The sequence below is a fragment of the Bradyrhizobium lablabi genome (assembly GCF_001440475.1).
GTDB lineage: Bacteria > Pseudomonadota > Alphaproteobacteria > Rhizobiales > Xanthobacteraceae > Bradyrhizobium > Bradyrhizobium lablabi.
This window is the reverse complement of record NZ_LLYB01000082.1, coordinates 129990-151025: the sequence shown is the minus strand read 5'-3', so window position 1 is coordinate 151025 and position 21036 is coordinate 129990. Positions and strand designations below refer to the sequence as shown.

Sequence of the window (21036 nt, the reverse complement as noted above, 5' to 3'; positions counted from 1 at the left end):
GGCACCGCCGTCAGGCATCGCGTGACAGCGTGCGCGGCGCGCGGGCCGAAGCCGTCGGCCCCGCATCCGCCGGTCCGGTCGAACGAAGCGGCCGCGCCACGAGCTATCCCGCGCCGAACCCGCCGCGCTCAAAGGCGCCGCCGGTCCAGACACTCGAGTGAATGCGCACCTCGATCCGGCGCTACCCCTCGCCTTCCCCCATCACTGCCGACCGCGGCGGCCGCACCACCGTTACGCTGCAGGCGGCTTCGGCGGCGACTTTGCCGGCAACGCTGCCGAGCAGCGTGCGCAGCATTGAATTCTGTCGCGCGCCCATCACGATGTGATCGACATTGTTGACCCGGGTGAATTCCAGGATTGCGGCGGCGGGATCGATGGCCTCCAGCACGTGCACCGTAAGCCGGCCTTCGTCGAGCTCCAGCGGCTGCGCCCAATGCCGGAGCGCGACCATGCGGTCGATATGCTTGTTGTTGCCCTGCTCGTCGAGCGTCCGGTCGATCGTGATGCGGCCGAGCTTGAGCACGTTCAGGCAGGCAAGCCGCGCCGACGGCAATGTCGAGAGCAGCTGGGCGGCAGTCCGGCGCAGGCAATCGTTGAGCATCGGCGACCCCTCCTCGGTGTCGAGCGCGACGACCACGATCGGCCCCGACGCCAGTTGCGCCGCCACATCGGATTTCGATTTCGGCACGGCCACGCCCTGATTGAAGCGGCGGCGCCATACCGTGCTGAGCGGATCGCGCTTTAGCCGCTCGGAGCGCGCCGTCAGCTTGACCTGGTCGGGATGGGCGAGATCGAACGCCAATTGTGAAGCCGTCGGATGACGCCACACCGGCTCGATCTCCAGGCACCGCAGCACGATTTCCTGCAGCCAGGGCGGGTAGTCCGGCCGCAATTGGCGCGGCGGATAGGGATCGCGCCACAGCCGCCGTCGCATGCCGCGCAGCGTTTCGCTCTCGCCGAACGGCCGCTCGCCGGTGGTGAAGAAGTACAGGAGCACGCCGAGCGAAAACAGATCGCTGCGCGGATCGTCGCGGACGCCGAGCAGGCGCTCCGGCGCCATATAGGGCGCGGTGCCGTAAGGCAGACGGAATTCTTCCTGCAGCAGGTCCGGCAACTGGTTATGATGCGACAGGCCGAAATCGATCAGCACGCATTCGCCTGAGGGACGAAACATGATGCTGCTCGGCTTGATGTCGTGGTGGATGACGTTCTGCCGGTGCAGGTCAGCGAGCGCGGTCGCGATCTTGCCCCCGATCACCCTCGCCTCTTCATAGGGTATCGGCAGCTTGTCGATCCGGCTCAGAAGCGTTTTGCCGGGGATGCGCTCCATGACGACGTAGGCCTGACGGCTGAAATCGCCGCTGCCGAAGCAGCCGGGCACGTGCGGCCCGGCCAGCCGCGGCAGGATCATCTGCTCCATTTCGAAAGAGACGATGGCGGCCGGATCCTCGCCCTCGGAAACCCGCGGCACTTTCATCAATATCGGCACGGTGATGCCGGGATGGGTCACGGTCCACAGCGTCGCCATGCCGCCCTGGTGGACGCGCTCGCCGATCGTGAAGCCGTCAAATTCTGCGCCGGGCGCGATTGCAGGCTTCGCCATCCCTTACTTCCCCATCAGCAAACGATCGGCCAGCCAATGCGGCAGGCCGTTGGCGCGAATCCGATCCGCCGCCGCCTCCACATCATAAGGCACGCGGCAATAGGTGATCTCGCGCGAGGTCGTGTCGAACATTGCGAACGAGGCCGCCGGGTCGCCGTCGCGCGGCTGCCCGACGGAGCCGAGAACGGCGAGCCAGCGCCGGCCGCCGAGCAATTGCACCGGCACGTCCGTGGTCGGGATAAAGCTCGTCATCTTCGCCGCCGGCGACATCGAATAGAGCGCCGGCCGGTGGATATGTCCGCACAGGGTGACATGGGCGTCGGTGGCCTCGATGCTGCGCGCGGCATCCGGCGTGTCGCGGACGTAGCGCCAGCGAGCCGGATGCGATGCTTCGGAGTGCACGTAGAGGCGATCGTCGTCGCGGTGCGTCAGGGGTAATTCGGCGAGAAAGCGCCGCTGCGGCGCACTCAGCCTGCCGCGCGTCCACTCGATCGCAGCCGTGGCTGCGGCATTCATGTTCTCCGATGGGGTACTGACGGCATGATCGTGATTGCCGATGACCGCGAGCGCGCCATCGTCGACGAGGCCCATCACGGTATCGACCGCCCATTCGGGATCGGCGCCATAACCGACGACATCGCCGAGGCAGACGATCCGCTCCGCGCCACGGGCGCGCGCGGCATTGAGGCACGCGCTGAACGCCTGCCGGTTGGCGTGGATATCGGCAAAGATAGCCAGCCGCACATTTTCCTCCGCATCCATCATCGCGCCCATGCCTGCGCGTGTGTTGATGGATATCAAACAACAGGCCGCTTGTGGCGTGCAATCAGACCAGGTGCACCTGCTGACCGTCAGGCTGATCAGGTCGAGCGGCCCTACTCCTCTGGGAGCGAATGCTCGAGGAAAAAACGAAGCATTTCCCTCGTTGCGTCCGGTCCTCGCGGATCAGTGTAGGAGCCCGCAGCGCTGCCTCCGGACCATGCGTGTCCGGCCCCGTGGATATTCCAGTGCTCCAACATTCCACGTCCGCTCGCGTCGCTCAGGATCGTCCGGGTATAGGCATGCCCTCCGGATACTTGCCCGCGATGCACCTTCTTCTGTGTGCTGATCGTTCTCACAGACTGCTCAAGAATTTGGCCGCCGTTGTTNTGGATGAACGGTAGTGTCGCGATCGCCGTGAAAAACAATGGTCGGGACAGGTNGTCCGGCCACCTGAAATGACCTTGTGATCGGAGCCGCCTTGTCGCATCGCGACAAGCGCAGAGGGAAGATCCGTGGCAACCCCGCACGCGAGGCCAGAATGTATACCGATTGCCGCGTACAGATCGTCGTATGTTGCTCCCATGATAGCCGCGGCGGCCGCTCCGGCCGACAGCCCACCAACGTAGACGCGCTTTCGATCAACTGAATAGTCGCGCATGATTTGGCGAGTGATACCCGCGATAAGCGACGGTTCACCTCTGCCTCGCTGCTGGTCGGCTTTGCGAAACCAGTTCCAGCATTTCGCCTGGTTGGCCTGGCTGGGCTGAGCAGGATAGACCACAAAGCAATTTTGTTCCTCGGCGATCAAGTTCATCCTCGTACCGGCGGCGAAATCTTCCGGCGACTGAGTACAGCCGTGAAGCATGACGACCAACGGAAGCGGTCGCTCCCGATAGCGGCTCGGGATGAAAAGCCTGTAGGCACGACTTCCCGCGGGACTGCTGTACATGCCTTCGATGAACCGGGCGCCCTCCGGCACGATGTCCGGTGTGGACGGCCGGGCGCGCTCAATCACACCTCGCAGTCCGATCCCAGAGCGCCCCTTTTTGCTATCCAGTAACGCCCGGTGCGCGCGCGGTTGTGCGGAGTTTGCTTGCCCTAATTGAGGATGACTATCCGCCTCCTCAATAGGATTGGCCTTCGCATCAATGATTAGTGGTTGGCGTCCTGTAAGGACGATATGACTGCCGGTACGCGATCGCCCGTCTGGCGCGCTCTCGCCGCGAAGCATGCGCTGAAGGAGCGCCGTGGCCTCAACGAGCTGGCCCGCGCGCGTGAGGCGTGTCGCCTCACGAATGATGTCCTGGTTCAGCATCGCCTTCACCGTATCCTGTCGGCGAGGGCGGCCTTGACCGCCGGACTGGCATGCAATGCCCCCAGCACAGAGACTGAGGCAATGGTCGCGCGAGCGAGCTCGGGCGTGACGTCTTGGGAGATGCTGGCAAGGCCCAGAACATTGATGTGCAGCGTCTCGCCGGCTCGCTGCACCGCTTCGAGATCCTCGCGAGTGTAGTTTCGTAGTCCGAGGTCCAGACTTTTCCGGGCCGTTGACTGCCTTACTACGTCGGCGTGACGTTCGAGCTGGTTCCTGACCGCCGTCCGGATGAAATCGGTCCGGTTGGAGTAGAACCCTTCCTGAACCATAAGATCAACGTGACCAAGGTCGACATAGCCAAGATTGATCGTGATTTTTTCTGTTTCAGGCGGCTTGGGTCGAAGTTCCCGTACACTACTCATCACGATTTTCTCCATCCAAACACCATCTGCTTGGATGGCATATGGATGGCCTGGGAGTGTGTTCAAGGTCCCGCCACTTAGAAAGCAGGCTTTATTCTGATGTTCGTCAGGACATCGACTGAGTCGTGTCTGAGACCTCGCCTCCCGAGGATCGACCCACGAGAAAAGCGAGGGCCCGCCGAAGCGGGCCCAGAAAATCAGACTTCACGTAAAGCTTGGCCTTTACAGCTTCGGTTTCAGAAGGATCGTCACCGCTTGCGCGGCACTTCCAGCCCCTTGAGCAGCAGCCCAAGGAGCGCGTCGATCCGCGCCGGGGCACCGGGCTCGTTCCATTCCTCGGCATGGGCGGGATGGTGGAAGCGGCTGGTGGCGTCGAAAATGGCGCGCGCCGTCGCCTTGACGTCGGCGACCTCAAACGCGCCCTGCTTCACGCCGTCTGACAGGATCAGGGCGATCTGATCGACCAGGCAGTCCTTGTGGCAGGACACGGCCTTGCAGGCCTCGCGCGCCAGCGTCAGGTAGGTCGCAAACATTTCGGGATCGTCGCCGAGCCGCTCGTGCTTGATCGCGAACATCGTGCGCAGCCACTTGTCGAGCCGCGCCGCCGCCGGGCCGGACGCTTCCGCGACCTTCATGAGCGGCGCGCTGAGACGGTCGAGCCAGCGCTTGGCCACCGCCTCGCGCAACGAGGCCTTGCTGGGGAAATGGCGGTAGACGCTGCCGTGGCTGACATCGAGCGCACGGGCGACATCCACCACCGTTGCCTTGGCGAGCCCATAACGGCGCAGAACGTCCTCGGTAACTTCCAGGATCCGCTCGGGGGTCAGAACCACGACTTCGTTCATGCACGCACCTGCGAAACGATCGGACGGGTGGTCATTCTAATCCCCCTGTAATGCCCCGGACGAGCTTAATGTTTCGCCGGTTCCAGCCGCTCGGCCTGGGCGGCCAGATGACGGGCAACGCTCTGGTCGAGCCAGCGCTGGATTTGGGTAGCCAGATGAATGAGTTGGGCAGTCATAACGGTAGTCCTTTGCAAGTCCCCGGCTCAGTGCCAACGAGCCGGGTGACGCCCAATACCGGCGTCGCCAATGGATATAGCATTTCTCGCTGACAGATTTCAATATCTGTCAGTCAATAATCCGTGATTGACCGGCCTTGCGAGGGCCTCTCCCGTCCCCGCCGAAACCTACTGCTGGTCCTTCGGCGGCATCCGCGGCGGAAGCAGCGGCGTAAACGACACGCCATCGCCATCGTTCGGCACAGCAAGCCCCCCACCCGTCGAGGGATCGCCTCCCGACGTATCGATGATCGCTGTCGGCGTGATGTACTGCCGGGCGGCCTGGAGAATGTTACCCCCGCCATCGCCAAAATCGGCGGCGCGGCCCCCCTGCGGCCGCCCGGCGGCGATCTCGCTGGCCGCCTTGTCGGTCTTTTGCGCGAGCCTGTCGCTATAGGGAAGCCGATGAGCCCGCGGGATGCCACTCGGCCGATTGTCCTCGTCGAGCGCCTCGACCCAGAGGTAGATCGAGCCCGGATCGCCCTCCAGCGAGTGCGGCTCCACGATCCGGGCCTGCAGCAACTTGAAGCTTGCGGGCAGCGCGTCGACGCTGGCCCAGCCCAGCAATCCGCGAACGCCGATGAAGCTCGCAATGTAGAACGCGCTGGTCACGACCACCGCGACCGCCTTGGCCGACCAGGGCAGCCGCGCATAGACGAGGACAATCAGCAGCAGCGCGCCGATCAGCGCGTAGCTGATGGAGAGCGTGAGGACGACCGATTGCAAATTATTCACGGCGCATCCTGACACCGGTTTTCGGATCGAGGTCCGCGCCGTTGGCGCGGACATTGCGGAACGTCTCCATCAGCGACTTGTGCCGCTGCTGAACGTCGACCACCTTGCCCTCGGCATCGAGCCAGAAGCGCAGCGCGGTCTTTTCGTCGCCGGTGTGGTCCACCGTCAGCCGGTCGTCGAAGATCACCTGCGCGGTCGGATTGAGTTTCTGGACCTTCACATTCACCGCGACGGGCTGGCCGGTGGTGGCCTGAAAGTGCGAGATGTTGACCGTATACTCTCCGGGGACGACACCGCGCACGGTGACGATTTCCTCCCGGATCGGCGAATGAATCTTCTTGCCGTTGACGACGATGAAATCGTTGGCGCCGCCGCGATCGTCGCGGTCGAGCGTGAGGAAGCCGGCCTCGCGGCGGCGGTACCAGGCGATGTTGCCGGCGGGATCCTGCACGAACAGGTCGAGGTCATCTGGATGATTGTCGGGCCAGTCCATGGTGATGATGAACTCGGCCTTGGAATCGATCTTGCCGTCCTTGGCATCCGGCGAGACCGCCAGCAGCGCCAGGAAGAACAGGAACGCGATCACCTGAAGCGCCTTGAACAGCATCACGCCGAGCGGATCGAACGGCTCCTCGCGCGGATAGAGACCGAAATCATCCATCATGGCGGCGTTCCAGCGTGGGCGTGACGTGCGTCTCGGTCAGCATGACGGCGTCGGAAAACACCCGCTGGGTCGCGGCATCCAGCATGTAGTATTGAATCTTGACGAGGATGGAGCCGATCAGGCCCGCCAGCGTCGTGTACATGGCGACCGCCATGCCGTCGCTCATCAGGCCCATCGACGATTTCATCGCGGCCTTGTCGGCCGCATCCAGCGTTGCAATCGGCGCCAGCATGATGATGAAGCCGATGATGGTGCCGAGCAGGCCGAGCTTCATCAGCGTGTCGGATACGAAGGCGCCAAACCCGTTGGAGCCGCGCAGGCGATCGGCGAGCGAGCGCAGCAAGAGCGTCTGGTCGATCCGCCCGGCGGGCTGAGCCTGCGCCTTCATCACCAGGTTGCGGATGTGATCCGGCACCAGGCCGCCCGGAAGCGCACGCATGTCATCGAGCCCCCTTGGCTCCCCGGAAGCCGACAGGATAGCACGGCAGCGTCGCGTGATCTCACCCTCGCGCGCGATCGCGCGGCTGCGCCAGAAACAATGGCCGCAGGTAAGGATGTAGAGAACGGCGATGACGCTCGAAATATAGGTTCGGTCTGAAACGACCATCAGATGGAGCAAGCCGTATCGCCATAAGACGACCACGGCGAAAACCGAGAGCCCGGTGAAGATCATCCACAACAGCAGGACGCTGCGTTCCGACGTCTCCGCGGACGATAAGGTGTCGGCGCTTGCCGTGGCACTCATGCTGCGCAGCTCCCTGGGCAAACCGCAGGCTTCACCCGATACCGGACAGCGAACGGGCCTCCGGCCTTTGTTAGATCAGCCGCGCCGGTTGCGTCCAAAGAGATACGCCCAGGGTTTGTTGGGAAAATTTCCCGAGTTGCAGCGCGCCGCCCGCTTGCAATTGGCGCCAATCGGGGGTGCTGTTAGGTTACCGACACGCCGCGGAGTGATCGTATGCGCCTCGTGCTTCAACTCGTCGCCCGCCTCTTTATCATCGTCACGCTATGCCTTGGAGCAGCCACCATCTGGGCGACCATCGACGCCTATCGCAGCGTCGATCGCGCCACGGCCGCTTCCGCCGAACGCGTCTCGGTCGCGCTCGAAGCGCTGTACTGGCGCGAATTGATGTTGCGCAGCAGCAGAATGCGCGAGCAGCTGCTGCCGGTGCCGGAATGGCGCACCATTCAAACGATGAGCCTGATTTCGCCGGGCATCTGCGTTAGGATCGAGCCCGCCGGCGCGTTCGAGGGGCCGCTCTGCGGCCAGAGCAAGGGGATCGGCCAAACTCCGCCGTTCTGGTTCGCGGCCGCCGTGCACACTCTGCTCGGCAGTCACGCTCCGGTGGTCCGGCCGATCAGCACGCGCGCCGCCAATGCAGGCAGTGTCTCGGCCACGCCCAATCCGGATGCCGCCATCGCGCTGGCCTGGCAACACGTCCTCGACAACATCAACCTCGCTTTGCTGATGGCGCTGGCCATCGCGCTTCTCGCATCGCTGGCGATCGCGCATACGCTGGCGCCCGCACAGCAGATCGTCACCGCCCTGCAGCGCATGGCCCGCGGCCAATACCGGCCGTCACTGCCTCGCTTCCGGTCGATGGAACTTGCCATGATCGGACAGGCCGTCGGCGATCTCGGCGACCGCCTCGCGCAGTCCATGGAGGAACGCGCCGCGCTGACCCGGCGTCTATTGGAAATCCGCAGCGACGAGCGGCGCGCGCTTGCCCGCGAATTGCACGACGAGTTCGGGCAGAACCTGACCGCGATCCTGGCCTTTGCCAACACGATCGAGGCCGCCGGCGCACAGACGCAGCACCAGAACAAGGGCGAGATTGCCGAGGACGCACGGATGATCTCGCAGGCCACCCATCGCATCATGGCCAGCCTGCGGGATGCGCTGAACCGCCTGCGCCACCCGCCCGCCGAGGAACTCGGGCTGGAAGCCTGCCTTGTCGATCTCGTCGATAGCTGGCGGTCGCGGACTTCAGCGCAGCCGATGATCCAGCTCGACCTCAAGGGCGATCTCGGCGACGTCCGCGGCACCGTGGCTGCGACCGCCTATCGGGTCGCCCAGGAGTGCCTGACCAACTCCCTGCGGCACAGTTCGGCGCGCGAGATCGTGCTCCGGATCGAGCGGCGCACGGGAACGGAGAACGCGCTGCTGGTCCATGTCGAGGACGATGGCGGCGGCGATGCAGCCAGGGTGGCGGCGTCGACCGGCTTCGGGCTGACGGGCATTCGCGAGAGGATCACAGCACTGGGCGGCTCGCTGTCGATCGCGGATGCCCATCGCGGGGTGAGCGTAGCCGCGACCATCCCGCTTGCAGCCTGATGACCGCGCCGCAGACGCAAGGCATTTCGATCCTGCTCGTCGACGACCATCCCGTGGTCCGGCAAGGCTATCGGCGCGTCCTCGAACATCAGGACGATTTCCATGTGGTAGCCGAGGCCGACAACGCGGCCGACGCCTACCGTGCATTCAAGGCGCACGCTCCCGCGGTCGTGGTGATGGACATCTTGATGCCGGGCGCCAGCGGCCTCGAAGCTGTCAGGAACATCCGCTCGCGCAGCTCCAGCACCCGCATTCTCGTCTTCAGCATGCATTGCGAGGCGGCGCAGGTGAAGGCAGCCTTCAATGCCGGGGCAAACGGCTATGTGACCAAAGGCTCCGCCCCTGCCGAGCTGATCCGGGCGATCCGCGCGATCATCCGCGGCGAGCAGGCGATCAGCGATGACATCGCCCGCGTGCTGGCGCTGGAAAGCCTCTCCCCTTCGGGATCGGCCCTCGACCAGCTCGGCGAGCGGGAAATCGAGATTTTGCGACAACTGGCCGCCGGCGCGACCACGGAGCAGATCGCCGCCAACCTCAACCTCAGCATCAAGACCGTGCAGAACTACCACTACCTGATCAAGACCAAGACCGGCATGCGCACCGATGCCCAGCTTGTCAGGCTTGCCGTGGAGTGCGGGCTGGCGAGCCTTTAGCGCTCTCGCACCACACGGCGAAGCGTCAAACTTCAAACTGCTGACTGAGAAGTGCGGCTATGACCGCGAAGCCCTCGATCATCCGTCAAAGGAATACTTCTCGGTGGCGGAGTGGCGGCTTGGCCGTTCGTACTGCGGGCGCAGCAATCATCAAAGATGAAATGCATCGCTATCGTGAGCCAGACGGCCAAAATCAGCGAGATTACTTCCGGTTGCGCGGTCCAGGACGCCGCTTCTGACCCTATCGGACATGCCCCTGCGGACACTGCAATAAGTCGGCGCGTGTGGTAGACTTTCCGTCGGTTCAACCCGGGATAGCGTTAAGTCCGTAGGGGGCCGCCATGCAGCAAATTGCCGACTGGCTCGAAAAGCTCGGCATGTCCGAGTATGCCCAGTGTTTTGCTGACAACCACATTGAGTTCTCGGTCCTTCGCGAACTGACCGACCAGGACCTGAAAGATCTTGGTGTCGTCCTCGGTGATCGCCGAAAAATGTTGCGCGCGATTGCCTACATTGATGGAATTGAGAAGAACGCACCGGCCGAGCCCGTCGCGGCAACTGCGGCGCCACGTCACGCACCCATCGCGTCAGCGCCAGTCCCGGCCGCAACGCCACGGCCGATCACCGCCGCAGCCGAGGTCAGCGGTGAGCGCCGCTACATCACGGTGATGTTCTGTGATCTCGTCGACTCGACCGGCATAGCCGCGCAGCTCGATGCCGAGGAGTGGCGCGACCTCGTCTGCGCTTATCTCGATGCCGCCTGCGCTGCTGCGACCGAGATGGGCGGCCATGTCGCCAGAAAGATGGGCGACGGGCTAATGGTTCTGTTCGGTTATCCGGTGGCACAGGAGAACGACGCCGAGCGAGCGGCGCGGGCTGCGCTCTCGATCCAGCGGGCGCTCGCTGAGGTGAACCGCAGGAACGCTGATATTGGCAAGCCGGCGCTTAACGCACGCATCGGGATTGAAACCGGCGCGGTTGTGGTCGATCCGGCGGGCGAGATTTACGGTGACGCGCCTAATATTGCGGCGAGGGTGCAGGCGCTGGCGGAGCCAGCTACGGTCGTAGTGACAGCGCGGGTGCAGCACCAGGTCGCCGGTTTGTTCGTCGTTGAGGAACGCGGCAGCCATCGACTCAAGGGCGTGCCGGAGCCGGTGACGCTGTACCGGCTCGTACGGGCGAGCGGTGGCGGACGCCGCGCGAGACAGCGTCATCTCACGCCGCTGGTGGGTCGCGAGGAAGAAGTCGCGATATTGATGCGGCGTTGGGAAAGGGCGCGGCGGGGTGACGGTCAATTGGTGATGATCGTGGGCGAGCCGGGATTGGGAAAAACCCGGCTGATCGAGGAATTCCATCCGCGGCTGCGCGAAGAGCCGCACACTTGGGTCGAATGGAGTTGCTCGCAGCTTCTGCAAAGCACGTCGCTGCACCCGATTGCCGATTGGGGCCGCCAGCGCTTCGGCGGCGCCGACATACCCGCCGAACAGCGTCTGGCGGACCTCGAGAATACGCTGGAATTGGTCAAGCTCGACCCCGCGCAGAATGCTCCCTTACTCGCGCCATTGTTGGATATTCCGCTGCCACAGGAGCGTCCTTCAACCTTGGCGCCCGAAGAATTGCGGCGCCAACAGCTGATGGCGCTCACCAATTGGGTCATGGCCGGCGCGCGAAGTCAGCCGGCGGTGCTGGCAGTGGAAGACGTGCATTGGGTTGATCCGACCACACTCGATCTCTTGCGCGCCATCGCCGAGCGCGGTGCGTTAGGACCCTTGTGTGTTCTGATCACCGCCCGGCCGGAGTTCCGGCCGCCATGGAGCATGCGCTCGCATCACACCACGATCTCCTTGGCTCCGCTTGATCGCTCGCAGGTGCGCCACATGGTTGGCGAGCTTGCGGCCCGCCATGCGCTGCCGAAGGAAGTGATTGATGGCGTTACCGAGCGCACTGGCGGCGTGCCGCTGTTCATTGAGGAAGTGACCCGGCTTCTATTAGAGCGCGGCGAGAATGGTAATACTCATGTGATCCCGCCGATGCTGCAACAATCATTGGCGGCCCGGCTCGATCGGCTTGGCCCAGCGCGCGACGTGGCGCAGATCGGTGCCGTCATCGGGCGCGACTTTTCCTATCCGCTCCTTCGTGCTGTGGCAGGGACGGAAGACGTGCACCTTCAGGCGGCGCTGGAACGGCTCGTCGAGGCAGGCATTCTGCTTGTGCAAGGCCTGCCACCGGAGGCTGAATATCGCTTCAAGCATGTGCTCATCCAGGATGCGGCCTACGAGAATTTACTTAAGAGTCGACGCCGGGTCTTGCACTGCCGCGTCGGCGAAGCGTTGCGCGATGATTTTGCCGCCACCTGCGCGGCCGCGCCGGAGCTGTTGGCGCATCACTTCACTCAAGCCGGGCTCAGCGAAGCGGCCATCGAGTGGTGGGGCAAGGCAGGACAGCGGTCGCTGGAGCGCTCGGCGCTGGTCGAGGCCGCAGAGCAGTTCACGCATGCTCTCGACCTGATAGCCAGTTTACCCGGCACATCCGCGCTGCGCCGTGAGCAAATTAGGCTTCAGGTGGCGCTGATTACGCCGCTCATTCATGTGAGGGGTTTCGCCGCGCCGGAGACCAGGGCTGCGGCGGAACAGGCGCACGCGCTAATCCAGCAAGCTGAAATGCTCGGAGAGCACCCTGAAGACCCCCTCTTGCTGTTCTCGGTACTCTATACCTTCTGGGTCCACAACTACGTGGCCGTCAATGGCAAGGCGATGCGCGAGCTCGCTCGCCAGTTCCTGACGCTGGCTGACAAAAGCCCCTCCACGGCTCCACTGATGATAGGCAACCGCATCACGGGTGTCAGCCTCATGACGACGGGAGATATCGCTGGAAGTTTGCCATATTACAATCGGTCTCTTGCGCTCTACAACCCGGCTGAGCACCGTTCTCTGGCGACGCACTTTGCTATCGATGCTGCGGTATCCGGTCTGGGCTTTCGATCTCAGACTTTTTGGTTGCTTGGCTATCCGGATGCGGCGCTCGCAAATGCGGAGGACTGTCTAAAGAATGCACGCGAGTTTGGACAAGCCGCTACTTTGATTTGGGCTCTATTTTACGCGTTCCTTCCCCACATTTGGTGCGGAAAGTACGCCGGAGCAAAGATGCAGGCGGACGAACTCGTCGTCTTGGCGAACGAGAAGGGAACGCCCTTTTGGAAGGCATATGGCATTCGAGCGCAAGGCTACCTCTTGGCTGAAGTCGGCGGCGCGGTCGACGCTATCAGCATGATCCGTTCTTGCCGCGACGCTTGTCGGTCAACTGGTTCAACCCTACGGGCGCCGACCGATCTGTCTTATCTTGCCTGCGCCTATCTGAAAGCCGGTCAGTTCGACAATGCGGAACGCTGTATTCGCGAAGCCATGATAGCGGTCGAAAGTACCGATGAACGCTGGTACGAGGCTGAGGTCAATCGCATAGCAGGCGAAGTCACGCTCCACTCGCCCCTTGCCGACATACCGAGCTCAGAAAGGTTTTTCGAGCGCGCCCTTGCAGTAGCCCGCGAACAACAGGCCAAATCCTGGGAGCTCCGCGCCGCAATGAGCCTCGCCCGTCTTTGGCGCTCCCAGGGCAAGCCGCGGCAAGCTCGCGAATTGCTTGCCCCGGTCTACGGCTGGTTCACTGAAGGGTTCGACACACGCGATCTGAAAGAGGCTGAAGCGTTGCTTGCCGAATTGGCGGCGTGAAGGCGCTCGCGACCGACAGGGGAAATGAGGTTGATTGGCCCTTCGGCCATGTCCGCCTTGTGCTGCTGTTGAGCGATGAGCCGACATCAGGCCCGACCAAGGCGCCATCCCTGCTGTCGATATCGCGAGCCATTTGCACATGGGCGCGACCCGGGCAGCCGTCCATGCCTGCCTTCGCCCCCTGGGGCTAGTTGTGGCCAGACTGAAGATAGACCCGATTCATGGTACATGTCGGCGGGCTGTTTTCGGACCTGCCTGGGCTGGGTTTTCCCCCTCTCGCGCCCTCGTACGGGTGGCCTCCCCCGACACGATTTGCTAAAGCGCAGCGTAAAAACAAATCGGGCGGGAATAGCCTCTCGCCCCGCCCTGCTCGTCCGGAGTTTTCGATGATCCCCCGCTATACCCGCCCGGAAATGGCCTCCATCTGGGAGCCCCAGACCCGCTTCAAGATCTGGTTCGAGATCGAGGCGCATGCGGCGGATGCGCAAGCGGAACTTGGCGTCATCCCGAAGGAGGCCGCGAAAACGGTCTGGGCCAAGGCCCGGAATGCCACCTTCGACGTCGCCCGGATCGACGAGATCGAGCGCGAGACCAAGCATGACGTCATCGCCTTCCTGACCCACCTCGCCGAAATCGTCGGCCCCGAGGCGCGTTTCGTCCACCAGGGCATGACCTCCTCCGACGTGCTCGATACCTGCCTCAACGTCCAGCTCACCCGCGCCGCCGATATTTTGATCTCCGATCTCGACAAGGTTCTGGCCGCGCTGAAGAAGCGCGCCTTCGAGCACAAGATGACCCCGACCATCGGCCGCTCCCACGGCATCCATGCCGAACCGGTGACGTTCGGTCTCAAGCTGGCCTATGCCTATGCGGAATTCTCCCGCGCCCGCGAGCGCCTGATTGCCGCCCGCAAGGAAGTCGCGACCTGCGCGATCTCGGGCGCCGTCGGCACCTTTGCCCAGATCGACCCGCGCGTCGAAGAGCACGTCGCGAAGGGCATGGGGCTGGAGCCGGAGCCGATCTCGACGCAGGTGATCCCGCGCGACCGCCACGCGATTTATTTTGCAACGCTCGGCGTGATCGCCTCTTCCGTCGAACGGCTGTCGATCGAAATCCGCCACCTGCAGCGCACCGAGGTGCTGGAGGCCGAAGAATTCTTCTCCGAGGGCCAGAAGGGCTCGTCGGCGATGCCGCACAAGCGCAACCCGGTGCTGTCGGAGAACCTTACCGGCCTGTCACGCATGGTGCGCGCCTATGCGATGCCGGCGATGGAAAACGTCGCGCTCTGGCACGAGCGCGATATATCGCACTCTTCCGCCGAACGCATGATCGGGCCGGATGCGACCGTGACGCTCGACTTCGCGCTGATGCGCCTTGCCGGGCTGATCGAGAAACTATTGATCTACCCCGCCAACATGCAGAAGAACCTCGACCGCCTCGGCGGTCTCGTGCACTCGCAGCGGCTCCTGATCGCGCTGACGCAGAAGGGCGCCAGCCGCGAGGACGCCTACAAATACGTCCAGCGCAACGCCATGCCGGTCTGGCGCGGCGAAGGCGACTTCCAGACGCTGCTGAAGAAAGATCCCGACGTGAAGAAGCACCTGAGCGATGCCGAAATCGAGGAGCAGTTCGACCTCGGCTACCACTTCAAGCACGTCGACACGATCTTCAAGCGCGTGTTCGGCGAGAGCTGATTATTCGGCCGGCGCGGGGGTTGCCGTCTTCGCCGGCGCCCCATAGAGCCGCATCAGCACAAAGGTCACCGCCAGGATCGCCAGGTAGACCGCGAGCTGCATCGCGGTCGGCTGGTCGGTGTACCCGATCAGCGTGTGCAGCGCCTTGCCGAGCAGGCTTGAATCGGACAGCAGCCAGGCGGAGTCCCAGACGACGTTGTCGAGCGCGGTCAGCCAATTGGCCTTTTCGAGGAACGCCGCCGCCTGCGCCGCCATGCCGGCCGCCAACAGCGCGATCAGGATCGTGGTGGTCGTGAACAGCGCCCGCGTCGGAATCTTCACGAGACCAAAATAGGTCAGCATGCAGACCAGCGCGCCGAGCACCAGTCCAGCAAGTCCGCCGAGCGCCACGCTCCATCCGCTGTCGCTGCCGCCGGCCAGGACGCCGTAAAGGAACAGCACGACCTCGCTGCCCTCGCGCAGCACCGCAACGCCGACCACGATCGCAAGCGCCAGCAGCGATTTCGAACCCTCGACCACCGCCTTCCCGGCCGCCCACAATTCGCCGGCGAGTTCCTTGCCGTGGCGCGCCATCCAGACATTGTGCCAGGTGAGCATCACGACGGCGAGGATGAGGATCGCGGCGTTGAAGACCTCCTGCCCCATGCCGGCAAACAGGTTTGACAACGCCCCGGCGAAAGCCGCGACCACGCAGGCCGCCAGGACGCCCGCGAGCACGCCGCCGGCGATCCACGCATTGCGATGCGGCACGGTACGCGTCACCGCCAGCACGATGCCGACGATCAGGCCGGCCTCGAAGACTTCACGGAATACGATGATCAGCGCGGCGATCACGACGTCTTCTTATTTTACCACCAGCGCGCCGCGGGCGACCTTCTCGTTATATTCGTCGAAGAACTCGTAGCGACCGGGCTTCTGGGCGCGGACATTGATGGTGGCGTCGCTGGAGCCGGCGACCACCTTCTCCACCTTCAGCGTCTTGCTTTCGAATTCCATCGCCTTGGAATCGAGGTTCTTCAACTTGATCACGATCGGCGCATTGGCGGGCGCGCTGATCTCTGCGGGATCGAATTTCTTGTCCTTGTAGCTGAGCTGAATCTCGGTCGCGCTCTGGGCCTGGGCCGTGCCGGTGGCCGAAACGAGCGCAATGGCGGCACACAAAGTGAGCTTCGAGAGCAGAGGCGAGAAAGACATGCTGGCTTTTCCAAATTGGCTGGCGTTATCCCGCGTTCCGGATACGACGCCGGCGGCCCCGCCGTGAAGGGGCAAAATGCCGTTCCAAATTGGAGAAGTTCTAAAAGGTGCAATCGCTTGGCCGCACTTCCTTCACACCGTGGTCGAACCTGCCAGTGGACGCGGGGGTGGCGGCCGCAGCAATTTTCCGGCCTTGCCAAGCCGATTCAAATGGGTTCCACATCGTCGTAATCGCCGTCGGCAACTTGCATCCCCCCGTCGGCACCCTCAAAGCAACCCAACGGTAACCGCACATCGGCTAAGGTCGCAGCGTGTCATCAGCGCCCAAAATCCTCGTCTTCGACTCCGGCCTTGGCGGCCTCACGGTCCTGCGCGAGGTCGTCCGGGCGCGGCCGGACGCGCATTACGTCTATGTCGCCGACGATGCGTTCTTTCCCTACGGCCATCACAGCGAGGATGAGATCATCGCCCGCGTGGTGCCGCTGGTCGGCGAGCTGATCGCGCACCACGCCCCTGCGCTGGTGGTGATTGCCTGCAACACCGCTTCCACACTGGTCATGTCGCATCTTCGCAACGCCTATAGCGTGCCCTTCGTGGGCACCGTGCCTGCGATCAAGCCAGCCTGCGCCAGCTCGAGGACCAAGCGCGTGTCGGTGCTCGGCACCAAGGGCACGGTCAAGCGCGAATACACCAGGCGCCTGATCGACGATTTCGCGCAAGGCTGCGAAGTCACGCTGGTGGGATCGGCAGAGCTCGCCTCGCTCGCCGAATCCGCGCTCGGCGGCAACGATGTCCGCGACGAAGATATCGCCGCCGAACTTGCCCCCTGCTTTGTCGGAGATGACGCTGTCCGCACCGACACCATCGTGCTGGCCTGCACCCACTATCCGCTGTTGCTCGACCGCCTGACACGGCTCGCGCCGTGGCCGGTCGACTGGATCGATCCGGCACCCGCGATTGCCCGCCGCGCATCCGAGCTGCTCGGGTCTCCAGGCCGGCAAAGCGACGAGGCCGGCGCCGAGATGATCTTCACCTCCCGGCGGCGGCATATGCCGAGCCGCGCGCTGATGCCGTTTTTCGGCGGGCGCGTCCCGGCGTAAAGTCGCCTGCGGGTCATGTATTCAAAAGCCGGCCGAAAGCAGCCCAGCGGCCGCGATAGCCGATACCCGCGGGTTCAGGCGTATCGCCCGGCGCCGCTACTTGACTCTCGGGCAGGCGGCCCGGGAACCACTTTCCGGATCAACCCCGCCGGCCCGTGCCACTCAGTCAATCTATGCCGGATGCCATATTCAGACTGGCTGTGACCCTTGGCAGAATTTCGTACATGCTACTTGAGCAGACGATCACCCTTGGGCAAATGCGGCGGTCCGGCACTCGCCGGCTGCATGTGTGCTGCGGCGACTACAAGTGCTCGCATTCGGTTGTGATAGACGCTGACTGCTGGCCCCAGAGCCTGCGGCTGTCCGATCTGGAGGCCCTGTTCGTCTGCTCGGTTTGCGGCCATCGCGGCGCCGACGTGCGGCCGGATCATCAGGGAACAGAGCCTCGGCTCGCCAGCGTCGACCGGTAAGAACATCTGCCGAGGCCGGGTCTTCATAGAACTATGCAGACAATTCAGGAACGAACTCTCACGCCGGCGTACTACGGCCGCCTGCGGTCCTCTTTGCAGCTCCGAGACAGCTTGTGCCCGGCGCGGTGTTGGAGCACCATCAGGAGGCCGCGGCCTGGCTGGCCTTACTACTCCTCCAATCGACGAAGCTGAGCCAGTAACTCTGCCTCCAATTCCCGAAGGTGAGTTGCCGTTGGTTCACTAACGTACTGCTTGGCAAGCTGTCTACAGCGCGCCAATTTTTCATGGATTGCCCATTCTTCCCGCTCGCGATCCATGACCGTAAAAATACGGCAAAGCGAGAAATGTTCAACACCAGTGCACGATGACCAAGCTTGCCGGGTGCAACTGCGACATGCATAATCAGCCATTAACGTGTCTAGTCCAATCAAGCTAGAACTCGCGCTTGCATACAAAAAAGCGTTCATTCCGAACGCACGATATTTGAGAATTCTCAGTGGATTGGACGCATTTCACAGCGCACCAAGACGCAAATTGATGACAGCTTTTTCGCCTTCCCCTTTTGCAATGAGTTATCCGGTTCGGAAATTGCGGCGGGTAGCCCGGGCTGCCGGCGCCAGACAATCTAGACTTGGCGTTGGGATAGCAAGGGGACCAAGGCACCGCGCTGGGCAGGCGAGGCCAAGCCTATGTTAGATGTGTCCGCGAACCAGAGAACACTCACGCGCTGCGTCCGGCTGGTGATCGCAGATCGACAACCGATCGTTCTGCAGGGCTTGAAGTCCCTGTTCGCAGCACAGCACGACTTCGAGATTGTTGCGTCGTGTAGCCGCGGAACAAGCTGCCTCGATGCTATCAGGAGTTTGGCACCCGACGTCGCGCTCGTTGATAACACGTTGCCTGACCTGACGGCATCCGAGATCCTCGCTATTGCGAGGGCCGAGAATCTTCCCACTCAGCTGGCGTTCTTTGCCGAACCCGAAGGAGACGACGAGCTGACTGCGGCAATCGCGGCCGGCGGCTGCAGTGCAATTTCGAAGTACGCAAATCCCGACACCATTCTGCGCTCCCTGAGGCTGATGACGGAGCGCAGCAGCGCGCGACCGAAATCGTCTCAAGACCTCGCGCCAAACGGGAAGGAAATCGACGGCGCTAAAATCGAAAAAATGCTGAGGGTACTCACGCCCCGCGAGCGCGAAATCGTACGACTGGTGGCCGAAGGTTTGTCGAACAAGGCAATTGCGCGCAAGCTGAACGTTTCCGGAGGCACAGTCAAAGTACACCTCTACAACATATTTCATAAGCTTGAGATCAGTAACCGGACCGTGCTCGCCACGATCGCGTTGCTGCAACGGTCGACCGGCCTCGGGACGCTCGCGCTCGCCGCCCTGGCGTTCGCAATTTCGAGCGACCTCAAGGCATCGGACGCCAACAACGCCTTCCTGGATGACGACAGCACTGCCGACAACGATCTTGAGCACCCCATATTTGAGCTCTGGAAGAAAGCCATCCTTCGACACGTCTTCGCTGCAGATCCCGGCGAGACGGTCGTGCCCACCCAGAGCGGCTCCCCGATCAAGGCGAACCAATTGACGCTCTCGGCGGCGAGAATGGAAGAGCTGCACGCGGCTGAGCATGTCGCCCTCTCCAACTTCGGGAGAGGCTACGGCCCGATTGGATCCGGCACACCCTCTCTTTTCCTTTCGCCGCTGCTGCCAGCGATTAACCCGACCGGCAGCCCCACGGCGCAACAGCAGTTCCCGCCGCTGGAGCTTGCCTCAAATCCGATAAAGGATCGTGGAGGCTATGGCGCCTTCAGCATGACGGCCGCCGGCGTGGGGATCTACACACTCAACGACGCCCATGCCGCAGTGAAGGTACTCGACCCGGGCGAAACGCTGATCGACACATCCACGGTCGCCACCATGGATGGCACGACACAAGTGGCGACGGTCACCGTGCATGGCGCCGGCCATGCAGACCCCAACGACGCCGACAACCCGGCTTCGGCGCCAGTTGCCCACGACTCCAGTCTGCCGCTCGCGTTTGGACACGACACCGTCGCAGGAGAAGGTAAAGCGGCCCAAATATTCCATGGCGTCGCCGGTGACGGCACCCTCAACGGCACCGGCCTAGCGGATGTTATCCGCGGAGGCTCGGGGAACGATACGATTAAGGGTACCGGTGGAGACGACACGACCCACGGAGGGTCCGGCAACGAGACCATTAACGGCAACAATACCATCATCGGCGGATATGGCGGTGACCAGCTGACCGGCAGCAAGGATGCCGACAGCTTTGTCTATCTTTCGGCGATCGATTCCAACGCTACCCGGTTCGACACCATCATCGATTTCACGTCGGGGGAGGACAAGATCAACCTGGCGGCCTTCGGCGCGCTGGCGTTCCTGCACATGACGTCAGCAAGCAAGTCCGTGCCGCCGCATACCCTCGCCTGGATCTACGATCCCGCGAGCAATGAAACGATCGTCTATGTGAATCCGACGGAGCACAGCCTTGATATCGGCGACCCGGGCCTGCTGGAAATCCATTTGCGGGGCGTTGTGTCCGTTGCCGCGTTGGATTTCGTCCCTGAGCCGGATGCGGCTGCTGTCGCGGCGGCTTTGAAGGGGATCGATCCTGCGCTGCTGGTGGCGACTGCGAGCGATGGGACCGTTCTCACGGCAGACACCGCCCCGGCTACGGACTCGGCTGGGAGCGAGAACGCGCCGGTAACGGGTGGTGTCTGGACCATGCCTGCCGACGACGGCTTGAGGTTCCATTTCGGGCAAGACCGGATCGGCTCCAACGTTTCGAGCAGGCTCACCCATTTCGGGGACCATCCAACTCATGCAACCGAGGAGAGCGCCGATCGTGCGGTCACTGTGCCGGTGCACGTATCATCAATCGAGCTTGCTCATAGCCACGCGACGGTCCTGACCGAAGAAAACTTCACTTTCAAGACGGAGCCGGTCCACGCGCACACGGGGGCTACGGAAACCGGGAATGGCAAGGCGCCCGCAATCGCCGGGTTTGAAATTCTGCAGTTCGGGATACAAAGCGCCGCCCCGGTCGCAGTCGCAGAGCCCGTCGAAGCTGGCGTCGCACCGGGGAATAGCGACGACCATGGCAACTCGCCGCCCCCTTCGCTCTCGGCCTCTGCAACGGCATTGGTGGCCGGCGAACCAACCGAGCCGGACGTCACATCGGGCAACGGCGTCGGCCACCACAACACGCACGCTTCACACGCGGCATCCGCAAGCGCTGTGGAAGCGGCCGAGCTGCTCGAACCTGCCGTCGCACA

General features: G+C 63.1%; 16 protein-coding genes and 1 pseudogene. 6 read left to right on the top strand and 11 right to left on the bottom strand.

Features of this window, described 5'->3' with window-relative positions; all coding sequences use genetic code 11:
• Window positions 1-181: 181 nt before the first annotated feature.
• From CQ14_RS23280 to CQ14_RS23245, 9 genes and pseudogenes are all read right to left on the bottom strand, one after another.
• Window positions 182-1603 (bottom strand): bifunctional serine/threonine-protein kinase/universal stress protein, encoded by a 1422-nt coding sequence (locus CQ14_RS23280; protein WP_057860161.1) that lies wholly within the window; start codon window positions 1601-1603, stop codon window positions 182-184.
• A gap of 3 nt (window positions 1604-1606) precedes the next feature.
• Window positions 1607-2347, bottom strand: coding sequence for a metallophosphoesterase family protein (locus CQ14_RS23275; protein ID WP_057860179.1), 741 nt, complete (start codon window positions 2345-2347; stop codon window positions 1607-1609).
• 131 nt (window positions 2348-2478) lie between these two features.
• Window positions 2479-2751: pseudogene (locus tag CQ14_RS46640) on the bottom strand (extracellular catalytic domain type 1 short-chain-length polyhydroxyalkanoate depolymerase); the annotation flags it as partial.
• 54 nt (window positions 2752-2805) lie between these two features.
• The coding region (locus CQ14_RS46635) for an extracellular catalytic domain type 1 short-chain-length polyhydroxyalkanoate depolymerase (protein ID WP_430650207.1) at window positions 2806-3314 on the bottom strand (509 nt) is incomplete at its 3' end.
• Window positions 3315-3685: 371 nt separating this feature from the next.
• Window positions 3686-4117 carry a hypothetical protein gene (locus CQ14_RS23265; RefSeq protein WP_057860160.1) on the bottom strand — a complete coding sequence of 144 codons (432 nt, stop codon included), beginning with the start codon at window positions 4115-4117 and terminating at the stop codon, window positions 3686-3688.
• 233 nt (window positions 4118-4350) lie between these two features.
• Window positions 4351-4947, bottom strand: coding sequence for a TetR/AcrR family transcriptional regulator (locus CQ14_RS23260; RefSeq protein ID WP_057860159.1), 597 nt, complete (start codon window positions 4945-4947; stop codon window positions 4351-4353).
• Between the two features lie 344 nt (window positions 4948-5291).
• Window positions 5292-5897 carry a hypothetical protein gene (locus tag CQ14_RS23255; RefSeq protein WP_057860158.1) on the bottom strand — a complete coding sequence of 202 codons (606 nt, stop codon included), beginning with the start codon at window positions 5895-5897 and terminating at the stop codon, window positions 5292-5294.
• Window positions 5890-6561, bottom strand: coding sequence for a hypothetical protein (locus CQ14_RS23250; RefSeq protein WP_057860157.1), 672 nt, complete (start codon window positions 6559-6561; stop codon window positions 5890-5892). Before CQ14_RS23250 ends, CQ14_RS23255 begins: the two co-directional genes overlap by 8 nt.
• Complete coding sequence (locus CQ14_RS23245) at window positions 6551-7306, bottom strand: MotA/TolQ/ExbB proton channel family protein (protein WP_057860156.1); 756 nt, start codon at window positions 7304-7306, stop codon at window positions 6551-6553. Before CQ14_RS23245 ends, CQ14_RS23250 begins: the two co-directional genes overlap by 11 nt.
• Before the next feature lie 213 nt (window positions 7307-7519).
• On the opposite strand from CQ14_RS23245, the gene CQ14_RS23240 reads away from it, so the two are divergent.
• The 4 genes from CQ14_RS23240 to purB all read left to right on the top strand — a co-directional run bounded on the left by CQ14_RS23240 (window position 7520) and on the right by purB (window position 14968).
• Window positions 7520-8896, top strand: a complete 1377-nt coding sequence (locus CQ14_RS23240) for a histidine kinase (protein ID WP_057860155.1) — start codon at window positions 7520-7522, stop codon at window positions 8894-8896.
• Window positions 8896-9549, top strand: a complete 654-nt coding sequence (locus tag CQ14_RS23235) for a response regulator (protein WP_057860154.1) — start codon at window positions 8896-8898, stop codon at window positions 9547-9549. The genes CQ14_RS23240 and CQ14_RS23235 overlap by 1 nt, the downstream gene beginning before the upstream one ends.
• A 341-nt stretch (window positions 9550-9890) precedes the next feature.
• Window positions 9891-13274, top strand: a complete 3384-nt coding sequence (locus CQ14_RS23230; protein ID WP_057860153.1) for an adenylate/guanylate cyclase domain-containing protein — start codon at window positions 9891-9893, stop codon at window positions 13272-13274.
• 386 nt (window positions 13275-13660) lie between these two features.
• The gene (gene purB, locus CQ14_RS23225) at window positions 13661-14968 is read left to right on the top strand and encodes an adenylosuccinate lyase (RefSeq protein WP_057860152.1); all 1308 of its coding nucleotides are present in this window, start codon (window positions 13661-13663) and stop codon (window positions 14966-14968) included.
• On the opposite strand, the gene CQ14_RS23220 is transcribed toward purB, so the two are convergent.
• Both CQ14_RS23220 and CQ14_RS23215 read right to left on the bottom strand, forming a co-directional pair.
• Window positions 14969-15802, bottom strand: coding sequence for an FTR1 family iron permease (locus CQ14_RS23220; RefSeq protein WP_057860151.1), 834 nt, complete (start codon window positions 15800-15802; stop codon window positions 14969-14971).
• Between the two features lie 9 nt (window positions 15803-15811).
• Window positions 15812-16162 carry a cupredoxin domain-containing protein gene (locus CQ14_RS23215; protein ID WP_082649997.1) on the bottom strand — a complete coding sequence of 117 codons (351 nt, stop codon included), beginning with the start codon at window positions 16160-16162 and terminating at the stop codon, window positions 15812-15814.
• Between the two features lie 311 nt (window positions 16163-16473).
• Between CQ14_RS23215 and murI the strand changes: the two genes are divergently transcribed.
• Window positions 16474-17262: a glutamate racemase gene (murI, locus tag CQ14_RS23210; protein ID WP_057860150.1), complete on the top strand. Its 789-nt coding sequence runs from the start codon at window positions 16474-16476 to the stop codon at window positions 17260-17262.
• Between the two features lie 1159 nt (window positions 17263-18421).
• Window positions 18422-21036 (top strand): LuxR C-terminal-related transcriptional regulator (locus CQ14_RS23200; protein WP_082649996.1); only part of this gene is annotated, 2615 nt, incomplete at its 3' end.